This is a genomic window from Mycobacterium colombiense (genome assembly GCF_003284935.1).
GTDB classification, from domain to species: domain Bacteria; phylum Actinomycetota; class Actinomycetes; order Mycobacteriales; family Mycobacteriaceae; genus Mycobacterium; species Mycobacterium arosiense_A.
This window is the reverse complement of record NZ_QMEV01000006.1, coordinates 134,441-146,781: the sequence shown is the minus strand read 5'-3', so window position 1 is coordinate 146,781 and position 12,341 is coordinate 134,441. Positions and strand designations below refer to the sequence as shown.

Sequence of the window (12,341 nt, the reverse complement as noted above, 5' to 3'; positions counted from 1 at the left end):
AACCACCGTGCAGGCCGTCGGGGCGACGAGCCGGGTGTTGCGGTCGGTCGACGACGCCCCGGCGGGCACGCGGCTGCGGGTGCGGGTGGCTGACGGCGCCGTGGCCGCGGTGAGCGAAGGGCGGTCGGATGGCGCGTAGCAACGACGGCGGGGACGACTCCGCGGCCCCGCAGGAGAGCGGGTCGATTACGCCTATTAGTCATCTGGCGTATGAGGCCTGCCGCGACGAACTGATCGAAGTCGTGCGGGTGCTCGAGCAGGGCGGCCTGGATTTGGACGAGTCGCTGAAATTGTGGGAAAGGGGTGAGCAGCTGGCTAAACGGTGCGAGGAGCACTTAGCTGGAGCCCGCAAGAGGATCGAGGATGCGCTCGCGGCCGGCGAGCCTGAGGATGCCTGAATTCGGCGACATCGGGGGTTTTGTTGAGAAACTTTTTTTCGAACTGGAACACGTTTCAGTTATGCTTCGGCCATGGGTGATCCATCGCTGACGGCCGAACTCGGCCGCGTCCTGGTCACCGGGGGCTCGGGATTCGTCGGGGCCAACCTGGTGTCCACCTTGCTCGATCGCGGACACTTCGTCCGGTCCTTCGACCGTGTGCCCTCGCCGCTGCCGGCGCATCCGCGGCTCGAGGTGCTCGAGGGTGACATCACCGACACGGCCGTGTGCGCCCAGGCGGTCGACGGCGTCGACACCGTCTTCCACACCGCGGCGATCATCGATCTGATGGGCGGCGCGTCGGTGACCGACGAGTACCGGCAGCGCAGCTTCGGGGTCAACGTCGGGGGCACCGAGAACCTGGTCCGCGCCGGGCAGGCCGCCGGGGTGCAGCGTTTCGTCTACACCTCGTCCAACAGCGTCGTCATGGGCGGTCAGAACATCGTCAATGGTGACGAGACGCTGCCCCACACCAACCGGTTCAACGACCTCTACACCGAGACCAAGGTGCTCGCCGAGCGATTCGTCTTGGGGCAGAACGGCGTTGACGGGCTGTTGACGTGTGCGATTCGGCCCAGCGGCATCTGGGGCCGCGGCGACCAGACGATGTTCCGCAAGCTGTTCGAAAGCGTGATCGCCGGTCACGTCAAGGTGCTGATCGGCCGCAAATCGGCCCGTCTGGATAACTCCTACGTGCACAACCTGATTCACGGTTTCATCCTGGCCGCCGAACACCTGACGCCCGGCGGCACCGCACCCGGCCAGGCGTATTTCATCAACGACGCCGAGCCGATCAACATGTTCGAGTTCGCCAGGCCGGTGGTCGAGGCGTGCGGGGAGAAGTGGCCGCGGGTCCGGGTGAACGGGCCGATGGTGCGTGCGGCGATGACGGGCTGGCAGCGGTTGCATTTCCGGTTCGGGATACCGGCGCCGCTGCTCGAGCCGCTCGCCGTCGAGCGGCTGTATCTGGACAATTTCTTTTCGATCGCGAAGGCCTCGCGCGACCTCGGTTACCAGCCGCTGTTCACCACCGAACAGGCGCTGTCGGAGTGCCTGTCGTACTACGTCGAGATGTTCGACCAGATGAAGCGACAAGCGTTGGCGGGCAAGGCATCCGCCTAGCGGAAGCTCACCATGTCGCTGCCCCAGGCGGCGCGGATGTTGGCGTCGATGTCGTGCGCGACGGTGTCGCTGCGGCCGATGACCAAGCAGGAACGGTCGTCCTCCGCATAGGGAGTCCATTCCGGCGCGCCGGCGGGACCGGTGGGCCTGGCATGCGCGGCGAAGTTGGTCCATCGGGTGCGCACCCTCTTGGACACCGCCTTGGCGGCCTTGGTGCCGCCGAGCTTCAGCGTGGGATCCTTGGGCGCGCCGAGATTGCCCCAGACGAACGGCAATTCGGTGGCATGCGCGGCCCCGACCATGAGCAGCTTCAACAACGGGGTGGCGTAATCGAACCGGTACAGATACACCGGCGCCACCCTGGCGTGCCCCTCGGCGATCCACACCGACGGCATCCGGAAGCCGACGTCGGTCGCGATGCTCAAACTCCTTGCCCTGCGCCGCAATCGCGAATACGCCGAGCCGATCTCCTCCTCGGTGGGCAATTGCAGATCGGGTTGTTCGGCGGCGATCTGGTTGAACATCGAGGTGATCGCGCTCGGCGTGATCGGCATCAGCGGCGAGCGCATCAACCGGAAGAGCGCCGCCTCGTGCTTGTTGGTGCCGATGATCAACGGGACCGGCTGTGAGCGGCCTTCCTGGGCGAGCTTGACCGGATAGTCGCTGAGCACATCGCCGTCGACGATCGGGACGAACGCCAGCGTTCCCGGGTTGCGCACCGGCACCTCGTCGAACACCTGTTGCGTCGCGGCCAGGATCGCCGCCATCGGGATGTCGATGAGGCGCCGCGATTCCGTCGGGGCGATTCCCAGCCGGTCGAGGAACGCCCGGGCCACCCGGCCGGCGCGTTCGCGGTCGTACACCGAAGTGGCCGGGGAGCTTTGCGCGATCGCCCGGGCGAACAGACCCTCGGCGGCGGGGCTGGCCAGCAGCGTGGTGACCATCCCGGCCCCGGCGGACTCGCCGAACAGCGTGACCCGCGCCGGATCACCGCCGAAGGCGGCGATGTTGTCGCGCACCCACTGCAGGGCCGCGACGGCGTCGCGCAGCCCGACGTTGGAGTCGAAATGCCGCCCACCGGAGTCGAACGGTGACAGGTCGAGAAAGCCGAGCACCCCGAGCCGATAGTTGACGGTCACCACGACGACGTCGCCGTGGCTGACCAGCCTGCGGCCGTCGTAGAGCGTCTGGCTGCTCGAACCAAGGACGTAGGCGCCGCCGTGCAGCCAGACCATCACCGGCTTGGTGTCGCCGGGCCGGGTGTCAGAAGACGCCCAGACGTTGAGCCGCAAGCAGTCTTCGCCCTGCGGCGCGCCCAGATCCAGTGGCATGTTGGGAAACACCGGCTGCGGGCAGGCCGGCCCGAACGCGGTGGCGTCGGCGACCTCGCTGCTGCGCGCGGGCGGCTGCGGCGCCTTGAACCGCAGCTCGCCCACCGGTGCCGCCGCGTACCGAACGCCCTTCCACGCCTTGACGCCGTCCACTTCGATGCCCCGAACCGGGCCGTAGCTGGTTTCGACCACCAGGTCGTCGTTAGCCATGCGCGTGCGAAATCTCCTGGACGAACCTAGAAAAGGCGTTGCGTGAGGAACTCGACCACTCGCTTACGGGCTTCGTAGGCGGGGTGGCCATCGAGCTCGCGGACCTCGTCGGTGAGCACCGAGTGCGCCATCTTGCCGAAGCCGTGCTGATTGGTGGGACCCGAATCGATGTCGATCACCTCGAAGGCGTCGCCGAGGCGTTGTTTGAGCGTCACGAACCGCTCGCCGGGCGACATCTTGTCCTCGCTGAACCGCAATCCCATGGCGCACAGGCCATCATTGGCGCACCGATCGGCCACGGTGGCCAGCTCGGATTCGCTCAAGCCGGGATCGCTGCGCCGCGCGGCTCCGAGCGGGAACGGCACCGACGGCTGGGAGAGCACCGGCGCCAGCACGCTGTCGTCGACCGCGGCCGCCAGCGCGAAGCCCCCGGTGAAGCACTGGCCGATCACCCCGACGCCCTTGCCGGGCGTCGAAGCGTTGAGGTCACGGGCCAGCGCACGCAGGAACGACGCCACAGGTCGCTGCTTGTTCAACGCGAGCGCCGCGAATTCCCTTGCCACGCAGGCACGTCCGATGGCGCCTAGGAGATAACCCGCCGTCTTGGCCTTGCCCGGGCGGCCGAACAGCGACGGCATGGCGACGGTGAAGCCGTTGTCCACCAGGTGATTACCCAGTGCGAGCACGCCGGGATGGATCCCCGGGATCTCCGGAATCAGCACCACCCCGGGGCCGCTGCCCTTGCGGTAGACGTCATGGGTGTATCCGCCGCCGCTGAAAGGGGCCGCCGACCATCCGGACAGGTCGGCCTCTGGTGCAGTCACGTCGATGCGACCCCTCTGCTCGCGCGGGTGGATTAGCGGCTGGGCAAAGGCGGTTGCGATTGCGTCGCCGACGCCAGCGTACGGAACTGATCGGTGTTTCCGGCGCCGGTTATCGCAATTTGGGTCGCGCCGCCCGGGCCGCTGAGCCGGGTCGTCCAGATCGGCTCGGCGTCCGCGCCGTCCTGACCGGAACCCTGATAGACCACCCAACCGGTGCCGCCGACGTCGACGGTCGCCGTGGGGTAGGCCGACGGGTGAATCGAATTGACCAGCTTGTCCTCGTCGGCGTTGCTCTGGGTCAGGCTCAGGTACAGCCCGGTCGGGGTGATGTAGCCGACGACCGATACGGGAGCGTTGAGCCGTTGACCGTTCGCGGGGTCGGTCCGCCCGCCCTGGATGCCCCCGCGGTGACCGGAGTTGGCCTGCCAGCCGGCCGGCAGCTGCGGCTGGCGGATGGGAAAACCGAGCGCGGAGGCGTCCGCGCGCAGGGCCGCGCCCGCGTCATACGACGGGACGGGGCCCTGGTGGTGGCCGAACTGGACCGAGCACATGCCGAGCATGCCGGCCAGCACGATGCACCCGATCACCAGCGGTATCAGCGACCAGAACATGTCCCGGCCGTCCTGCAACAACCGGGGTTTGGCCGGCCTGGGCGCCGGCCCCGCTTGCGGAGACGGCGCGCCGGCCACGCTCCCATCAAGCTGGGCATTCAGCGGCCGCTCGTCCGTCATCCCCCAAGTATCCCAGTTCCAGCGGACCGATCCGCTTCTGGGACAATCAACAACCATGACAGTTGAGGGCAACCACTCGACCGCCACCACCGGCCGGGCCCCCGCGCAGGGGCGACCGCGCGGTGAGGCCCCAGACCGCAACCTGGCTTTGGAGCTGGTACGCGTCACCGAGGCCGGGGCCATGGCCGCAGGTCGCTGGGTCGGCCGGGGCGACAAAGAGGGCGGCGACGGGGCGGCCGTCGATGCGATGCGTGAGCTGGTCAACACGGTGTCCATGCGCGGCGTCGTCGTCATCGGCGAGGGCGAAAAGGACCACGCGCCGATGCTCTACAACGGCGAGGAGGTCGGCAACGGCGACGGCGCGGAGTGCGACTTCGCCGTCGACCCCATCGACGGCACCACGCTGATGAGCAAGGGCATGCCCAACGCCATCTCCGTGTTGGCGGTGGCCGACCGCGGCGCGATGTTCGACCCGTCGGCGGTGTTCTACATGAACAAGATCGCCGTCGGGCCCGAGGCCGCCCACGTGCTCGACATCACCGCGCCGATCGCCGAGAACATCAAGGCCGTCGCCAAGGTCAAGGCGTTGTCGGTGCGCGACATGACCGTGTGCATCCTGGACCGGCCGCGGCACGCCCAGCTGATCCACGAGGTCCGGGCGACCGGCGCCCGCATCCGGCTGATCACCGACGGCGACGTGGCCGGCGCGATCTCGGCCTGCCGGCCGCATTCGGGCACCGACATGCTGGCCGGGATCGGCGGCACGCCGGAAGGCATCATCGCCGCCGCCGCCATCCGGTGCATGGGCGGGGCGATCCAGGCGCAGCTGGCCCCCACCGACGACGAGGAACGCCAGAAGGCCATCGACGCCGGCTACGACCTCGACCAGGTGCTGACCACCGAGGACCTGGTGTCCGGGGAGAACGTGTTCTTCTGCGCCACCGGGGTCACCAGCGGCGACCTGCTCAAGGGCGTGCAGTACTACCCCGGCGGCTGCACCACCCAGTCGATCGTCATGCGGTCGAAGTCGGGCACCGTGCGCATGATCGAGGCCTACCACCGGCTGTCGAAGCTCAACGAGTACTCCGCCATCGACTTCACCGGCGATACCTCCGCCGCCTATCCCCTGCCCTGACCACCGATCGAAGAACGAGGAAAACCAATCTATGGCCGTGAACAGCTCCGATGACACCGAGTACCGCATCGAGCACGACACCATGGGAGAGGTCCGCGTACCCGCAAAAGCGTTGTGGCGCGCGCAGACCCAGCGTGCGGTCGAGAACTTTCCGATCTCGGGCCGCGGGCTCGAGCGCACCCAGATCCGCGCGCTGGGCCTGCTGAAGGGCGCCTGCGCGCAGGTCAACAAGGACCTGGGGCTGCTGGCGCGGGAGAAGGCCGACGCGATCATCGCCGCGGCGGGCGAGATCGCCGACGGCCAGCACGACGACCAGTTCCCCATCGACGTGTTCCAGACCGGTTCGGGCACCAGTTCCAACATGAACACCAACGAGGTGATCGCCAGCATCGCGGCCGCCAACGGCGTGACGGTGCATCCCAACGACGACGTCAACATGTCGCAGTCGTCGAACGACACCTTCCCCACCGCCACCCACATCGCGGCCACCGAAGCAGCTGTGCGCCATCTGATTCCGGCGCTCGAGGTGCTGCACGACGCCCTGGCCGGCAAGGCCCGCGAGTGGCACACCGTGGTCAAGTCGGGCCGCACCCACCTGATGGACGCCGTCCCGGTGACGCTCGGCCAGGAATTCAGCGGATACGCCCGCCAGATCGAGGCGGGCATCGAGCGGGTGCGCGCGACGCTGCCCCGGCTGGGTGAGCTGGCCATCGGCGGCACCGCGGTCGGCACCGGCCTGAACGCCCCCGACGGCTTCGGCGCCAAGGTGGTCGAGACGCTGGTGGCTTCCACCGGCCTGAGCGAATTACGCACGGCCGCAAACTCGTTCGAGGCCCAGGCGGCGCGCGACGGCCTGGTCGAGGCGTCCGGCGCGCTGCGCACCATCGCGGTGTCGCTGACCAAGATCGCCAACGACGTCCGCTGGATGGGCTCGGGCCCGCTGACCGGCCTGGCCGAGATCCAGTTGCCCGACCTGCAGCCGGGCAGCTCGATCATGCCGGGCAAGGTCAATCCCGTTCTGCCAGAGGCGGTTACCCAGGTCGCCGCGCAGGTGATCGGCAACGACGCCGCGGTGGCCGTCGGGGGATTGTCGGGCGCGTTCGAGCTCAACGTCTACATCCCGATGATGGCGCGCAACATCCTGGAGTCGTTCAAGCTGCTGACCAACGTGTCGAGGCTGTTCGCCGAGCGCTGCATCGTCGGCCTGGCGGCCAACGTGGAGCACCTGCGCGAGCTGGCCGAGTCGTCGCCGTCCATCGTGACGCCGCTGAACTCGGCGATCGGCTACGAGGAGGCCGCCGCGGTGGCCAAGCAAGCGCTCAAGGAGCGCAAGACGATTCGCCAGACGGTGATCGACCGCGGGCTGATCGGCGAGAAGCTGTCGATCGAGGAACTCGACCGGCGGCTCGACGTGCTGGCGATGGCCAAGGTCAAGCCCGAAGACTGAGCCGCCCGTCATCCGGTGACGGCGTTGGCCGACGAGAGTAAGGGTGGTTTTTCCATGACGGCTCCTCCCGGTGGCCCCTACGGCCAGGGACCCTACGGAAGCAATCCGTATGGGCAGGACCCGAATTGGGGTGGCCAGCCGCCGGGCGGCGCGCCCGGTCCTTACCCCCAGGGCGGTCCCGGTCCCTATCCGCAGGGCGGTCCCTACGGCTACCCGCCGCCGGGTGGGCCGTACCCGTATGCGCCCGGCGGCCCCGCCTACCCGAACCAGCCGTATCCCCAACCCGGACAGCAGTTTCCGCCGGGCGGGCCGGGCGGCCCATATCCCCCGGGGCCACCGCCGGGTGGGCCCGGCTCCAAGCTGCCGTGGTTGATCGTCGCGGGTCTGGTCGTGCTCGCGGTAATCGCGCTGGTCGCCACGCTGCTGGTGATGCGCGGCGGCCACGACAACAAACCGGCCGCCGCCCCGTCGACCACGAGCACGTCGGTCTCCACACCGAAGAACTCCGCGCAGAACGCGACCGATTGCACCCCGAACGTGTCCGGCGGGGAGATGCCCCGCACCGACTCGATCGCCGCGGGCAAGCTCTCGTTCCCGGCCAGCGCGGCGCCCGGCGGGTGGACGGTGTTCTCCGACGACCAGGGCCCCAACCTGATCGGCGGGCTGGGCGTCGCCCAGGACGTGCCCGGGGCCAACCAGTGGATGATGACCGCCGAGGTCGGCGTCACCAATTTCGTTGCCAGCATGGACCTTACGGCGCAGGCCACGAAGTTGATGCAATGCATCGTCGCCGGCCCCGGCTACGCGAACGCCCAGCCCACGCTCGGGCCGACGAAGTCGGCGTCGATCACCGTCGACGGCACCAAGGCGGTCCGCGTCGACGCCGACGTCACGATCGCCGATCCCAGCCGCAACGTCAAGGGCGACTCGGTGACCATCATCGCCGTCGACACCAAGCCGGTCACCGTGTTCATCGGCAGCACACCCATCGGTGACGCCGCCTCGGCGGGTCTCGTCGGCAAGATCATTGCCGCGCTGAAGGTCTCGAAGTCCTGACCCGCCCCGGCTAGCTCGCCGGGCCCGTCGGCGCCGAGATGTGGGTGGCCTCGGATCGCCCGCGCAGGACGGTGGAATAGCACTCGGCCCACTGCGCGCGCTCGGCCTCCCCGGCGGCGTCGACGGCCCCGGCCGAACACAGGATCCGCCGGTCGGAGGTCTTGGCGAGGTCGGCCAGCCGCGCGGCCTCGTTGACCGCGTCACCGATCACGGTGTACTCGTACCGGTTTTCGGCGCCGATGTTGCCGGCGAACACCCGGCCCGCGGAGACACCGATACCGAAATCGACCGGCAGCCGCCGCAGTTGGGAGCCGAGGGCACGGGCGGTCGCCAGGGCCGACGATGCCGGGTCGCTGGTCGGCAGCGGCACCCCGAAGACGGCCAGTACGGCGTCGCCGGCGAACTTGTTGACCAGACCGTGATGTTCGTCGACGGCGTGCACCACGATGCGGAAGAAGTCGTTGAGCACCTCGGCGACCTCTTGGGGAGGACGGCTTTCCGCGAGCTGGGTAGAGCCCACCAGGTCGATGAACAGCACCGCCGCTTCGACCACGTCGCCCGACAGGGACGCCCCCTCCTGGAGCGCGCGCTGCGCGACGTCGGCCCCGACGTGGCGCCCGAACAGGTCACGCAGCCGGTCGCGCTCGGCGAGCCCGGCCACCATCCGGTTGAATCCCGTTTGTAGACGGCCGATTTGGGAACGTTCGTAGGCGCCGACGTAGGTTTCCATGCGGCCATGCTCGACCTCGGCCATCGCGTCGACGACCTCGCCGACCGGGTCCGAGATGGACCGCGAGGTCAAGATCATCGTCGGCAGCCCCAGCACCAGGGCCGCCAACGACACCACCAGGATCGGCACGTCCAACGACGCGGACTTCTCGATCAGCCAGCCGTATGAGCGCAACACGACCAGCGTCGCGATCACGGCGATGGGAAAGGCGCTGCACAGAAACCACAGCAGAACCAGCCGCGCGTACACGCTCGGCACCGCCAGGCGCGGCTCGGCGCCCAGCGTGGCGACGCGCATGATGGGCCGCAGGGTGCGCTGGGCGAGCAGCATCCCGGTGCCGGCGGCGGCCGATCCGCCGAGCAGCACGCCGAGCACGATGGGCAGCAGAAGCCGCGGCCCGCCAGTCAGATTCAGCAGGATGAAGATCCCGCCGGTCATCGCCCAGGACGTCGCCAGGATCGCCGACTGACGTCCGGCCAGCTTCATCACGGCTTCGCGCTGTTGCGGGGTGGGATCGTCACCCGCGACGTACCAGCGCACCGTGGGCGCCAGACTCACGGCGCCGGCCACCGCGACACTGACGATGCCCAGCACGATGAGCAGCGCCACCGGCACCGTGTTCTGCCGCGCGAAGTCCGCGTTGTCGCCGACGGAAGTGTGTCCCCGCAACGGAATCAGGATGGCGGCCGCCTCGACGACGGCCAACACGTAGGACAGGCTCAGATCGAACCCGTATTGAAACAGCCATCGTCGAAAGGACTTTCGCGAACCGGCGGCCGGCCGCCGCGCGGACGCACGCCACTGTCGCGGAAGCCGATCCCGAAGCCAGCCCACGATGATCACCCTACAGTCGTGCGCGGACCGAAATCGGCTTTACGCACCGTTGTTCGGCCCGCCGGAGTTCTGTCCTGGGATGTCGGTGATCGGGAAGTTGGGCATCGGTTTGGGTGAGGGCGTGTTGGGCAGCGTGGGAATGTCGGCGGGCGGGATGTCGTGCAGGCCGTTGACGGGCGGACCGTTTTCCCGGCCGCCGTAGCTGCTGCCGGACGCTCGTGGTCCCAGCAGGTCGCTGACCGTCACCATGCGGTAGCCGTTGGCCTTGAGCACCGGGATGAACTGGTACACCAGGTCGACGGTGCTCGAGTAGGTGCTGTGCAACAGCACCACCGAGCCCGGCTTGATGTAGGTCATCAGCATGTAGCGCGTCGCGGCGGAGTTCGAGTCGTTCGCCCAGTCGAAAGGGATGACGTCCCAGAGGATTTCGGCCAGCCCGAATTGGCCGGCGGTCTGGCGCACCACGGGGTCGGACAGCCCGCCCGCGGGGCGGTACAGGTTCGGGGTGCGCCCGGTCGCGGCGGCGATCGCCTCGTTGGCCTTGGTGAACTGGGCGGCGATGTCCTCGCGCGGGATCGTGGTCATGTTGGGGTGTTCCCAGGTGTGGCTGCCGATCTCCATCCCGGCGTCGGCGATGCGCTTGGCGCCGCCCGGGTTGGCGGCCACCTTGTTGCCGATCAGGAAGAACGTCGCCTTGGCGTCGTTGTCCTTGAGGATCTGCAGCAGCCGCTCGTCGAACGGCCCCGGCCCGTCATCGAAGGTCAGGGCGACGCATTTGACGACCGAGCAGCTCAGGTCGTCGGCGCGTGTCACGTGACCGGTGAGCCCGCCGATGACCAGCACCGCGACGGCGGCGGCCACACCCACCACCGTGCGCCAGTAGCGCCAGGTCTGGGTGTCGGGTCGTTTCGCCACCGTGGAAGTTTATCGAAGGCGGCCCCGCCCGGGGCCGAGCGCGCTGGTCAGGCGCGCTCACTGCGGGCCGGCGATCTCCTCGAGCATCTCGGTGACCAGCGCGGCGATCGGCGATCGCTCGCTGCGCAACAGCGTGATGTGGGCGAACAGCGGATGGCCCTTGAGCTTCTCGATCACGGCGGCGACCCCGTCGTGGCGGCCCACCCGCAGGTTGTCGCGCTGGGCGATGTCGTGGGTCAGCACCACCCGCGATCCGGTGCCCAGCCGGGACAGCACCGTCAGCAGGACGTTGCGCTCCAGCGATTGGGCCTCATCGACGATGACGAACGAGTCGTGCAGCGAGCGGCCGCGGATGTGGGTCAGGGGCAGTACCTCGAGCATGCCGCGGGACAGCACTTCCTCGAGCACGGCCGGGCTGGCCAGACCCTCGAGGGTGTCGAAGACGGCCTGGGCCCACGGACCCATTTTCTCGCTCTCGCTGCCGGGCAGGTATCCCAGCTCCTGGCCGCCGACGGCGTACAGCGGCCGGAACACCACCACCTTGCGCTGCGTCCGGCGCTCCAGCACCGCTTCCAGACCGGCGCACAGCGCGAGCGCCGACTTGCCGGTGCCGGCCTTGCCGCCCAGCGACACGATGCCCACCGTCTCGTCGAGCAGGAGGTCGAGCGCCACCCGCTGTTCGGCGGAGCGCCCGCGCAGCCCGAACACCTCCCGATCGCCGCGAACCAGCTGGACGCGTTTGTCGGCGTTGACCCGGCCCAGCGCGTGAGAGCTGCCCCCGAGCAGCCGAACTCCGGTGTGGCAGGGCAGGTCTCGCGCCTCCACCAGATCGATCTCGCCGTCGGTGAACAGCGCGTCGATGTCCTCGGTGGCGGTCTCGATCTCGCGCATGCCCGACCAGCCGGTGGCCACCACGTCCTGGGCGTGGTACTCGTCGGCGGCCAGGCCCACCGCGGCGGCCTTCACCCGAAGCGGAATGTCCTTGCTGACCAACGTAACTCGTTTACCTTCGGCGGCCAGGTTCGCGGCACAGCTGAGGATCCGGGAGTCGTTGTTGTCGCTGCGGAAGCCCGCCGGCAGCACCGCCGGGTCCGTGTGGTTGAGCTCGACGTGCAGCGAACCACCTTGTGTCCCAACGGAAATGGGCTGATCGAGCCGTCCGTGTAGGAGCCGAAGATCGTCGAACAGCCGCAGCGCCTGGCGCGCGAACCAGCCCAGCTCGTGATGGTGGCGTTTGGCCTCCAGTTCGCTGATCACCACCAGCGGAACAACCACCTCGTGTTCGGCGAATCGGCTGCACGCCCACGGGTCGGACAGCAGCACAGAAGTGTCGATCACGTAGGTCCGGATTTCGGTCACGTAGCGCTCCTCGAGCGGGATGAGCCCGCGCGGACCCGCACAGGCATGTCGACGGGAACCGCAGCACCAGGACCGGGGCCGGTCCTTCCGTTGTGATGACGGGAGGTGCCGCCCTGGCAGCAGAGCTTGACGCTGACCATCGAGAACGACGCTACTCCCGTGGCCGTGCGCCCGCTGTGCAGGCGCGCCGACGTTGCGGGACGCGACCGG

At 68.7% G+C, this 12,341-nt stretch carries 11 protein-coding genes and 1 pseudogene; 6 read left to right on the top strand and 6 right to left on the bottom strand.

Features of this window, described 5'->3' with window-relative positions; genetic code table 11:
• The 3 genes and pseudogenes from DQP57_RS05340 to DQP57_RS05330 form a co-directional block, all read left to right on the top strand.
• A pseudogene (locus DQP57_RS05340) lies at positions 1–139 on the top strand (exodeoxyribonuclease VII large subunit); the annotation flags it as partial.
• A complete protein-coding gene (locus DQP57_RS05335; RefSeq protein WP_240631680.1) occupies positions 129–398 on the top strand; it encodes an exodeoxyribonuclease VII small subunit in 270 nt (89 codons plus the stop codon). The pseudogene DQP57_RS05340 and the gene DQP57_RS05335, both read left to right, overlap by 11 nt.
• 72 nt (positions 399–470) lie before the next feature.
• Positions 471–1,559, top strand: coding sequence for a 3-beta-hydroxysteroid dehydrogenase (locus DQP57_RS05330; protein ID WP_112631994.1), 1,089 nt, complete (start codon positions 471–473; stop codon positions 1,557–1,559).
• Here the strand turns inward: DQP57_RS05330 and DQP57_RS05325 are convergent.
• The 3 genes from DQP57_RS05325 to DQP57_RS05315 are packed head-to-tail and all read right to left on the bottom strand — an operon-like array spanning position 1,556 to position 4,655.
• Complete coding sequence (locus DQP57_RS05325) at positions 1,556–3,100, bottom strand: carboxylesterase/lipase family protein (RefSeq protein ID WP_112631993.1); 1,545 nt, start codon at positions 3,098–3,100, stop codon at positions 1,556–1,558. The two genes, DQP57_RS05330 and DQP57_RS05325, sit on opposite strands and share 4 nt — an antisense overlap.
• 26 nt (positions 3,101–3,126) lie before the next feature.
• Complete coding sequence (locus tag DQP57_RS05320; protein ID WP_112631992.1) at positions 3,127–3,924, bottom strand: dienelactone hydrolase family protein; 798 nt, start codon at positions 3,922–3,924, stop codon at positions 3,127–3,129.
• A gap of 32 nt (positions 3,925–3,956) precedes the next feature.
• A complete protein-coding gene (locus DQP57_RS05315; protein WP_205869044.1) occupies positions 3,957–4,655 on the bottom strand; it encodes a DUF4245 domain-containing protein in 699 nt (232 codons plus the stop codon).
• Between the two features lie 55 nt (positions 4,656–4,710).
• Between DQP57_RS05315 and glpX the strand changes: the two genes are divergently transcribed.
• From glpX to DQP57_RS05300, 3 genes are read left to right on the top strand one after another with little or no spacing between them, the layout of a single operon-like run.
• Positions 4,711–5,790 (top strand): class II fructose-bisphosphatase, encoded by a 1,080-nt coding sequence (gene glpX, locus DQP57_RS05310; RefSeq protein ID WP_112631990.1) that lies wholly within the window; start codon positions 4,711–4,713, stop codon positions 5,788–5,790.
• Positions 5,791–5,827: 37 nt separating this feature from the next.
• Positions 5,828–7,237, top strand: coding sequence for a class II fumarate hydratase (locus tag DQP57_RS05305; protein WP_430918048.1), 1,410 nt, complete (start codon positions 5,828–5,830; stop codon positions 7,235–7,237).
• A 54-nt stretch (positions 7,238–7,291) separates the two neighbouring features.
• On the top strand, positions 7,292–8,293 hold the full coding sequence (locus DQP57_RS05300) for a hypothetical protein (protein ID WP_112631988.1): 1,002 nt from the start codon (positions 7,292–7,294) through the stop codon (positions 8,291–8,293).
• A gap of 10 nt (positions 8,294–8,303) precedes the next feature.
• On the opposite strand, the gene DQP57_RS05295 is transcribed toward DQP57_RS05300, so the two are convergent.
• From DQP57_RS05295 to DQP57_RS05285, 3 genes are all read right to left on the bottom strand, one after another.
• Positions 8,304–9,746: an adenylate/guanylate cyclase domain-containing protein gene (locus DQP57_RS05295; RefSeq protein WP_205869046.1), complete on the bottom strand. Its 1,443-nt coding sequence runs from the start codon at positions 9,744–9,746 to the stop codon at positions 8,304–8,306.
• Between the two features lie 150 nt (positions 9,747–9,896).
• Entirely contained in the window at positions 9,897–10,772 is an 876-nt protein-coding gene (locus DQP57_RS05290) for a polysaccharide deacetylase family protein (RefSeq protein ID WP_112631987.1), read from the bottom strand.
• Positions 10,773–10,829: 57 nt separating this feature from the next.
• Entirely contained in the window at positions 10,830–12,131 is a 1,302-nt protein-coding gene (locus tag DQP57_RS05285) for a PhoH family protein (RefSeq protein ID WP_112631986.1), read from the bottom strand.
• Positions 12,132–12,341: the final 210 nt, after the last annotated feature.

What these genes read in the sequence shown, in the direction of transcription:
- DQP57_RS05335 (WP_240631680.1), top strand. Translation starts at nt 129, where the DNA reads ATGGCGCGTAGCAACGACGGCGGGGACGACTCCGCGGCCCCGCAGGAG.
- DQP57_RS05330 (WP_112631994.1), top strand. Translation starts at nt 471, where the DNA reads ATGGGTGATCCATCGCTGACGGCCGAACTCGGCCGCGTCCTGGTCACC.
- DQP57_RS05325 (WP_112631993.1), bottom strand. Translation starts at nt 3,100, where the DNA reads ATGGCTAACGACGACCTGGTGGTCGAAACCAGCTACGGCCCGGTTCGG.
- DQP57_RS05315 (WP_205869044.1), bottom strand. Translation starts at nt 4,655, where the DNA reads ATGACGGACGAGCGGCCGCTGAATGCCCAGCTTGATGGGAGCGTGGCC.
- glpX (WP_112631990.1), top strand. Translation starts at nt 4,711, where the DNA reads ATGACAGTTGAGGGCAACCACTCGACCGCCACCACCGGCCGGGCCCCC.
- DQP57_RS05300 (WP_112631988.1), top strand. Translation starts at nt 7,292, where the DNA reads ATGACGGCTCCTCCCGGTGGCCCCTACGGCCAGGGACCCTACGGAAGC.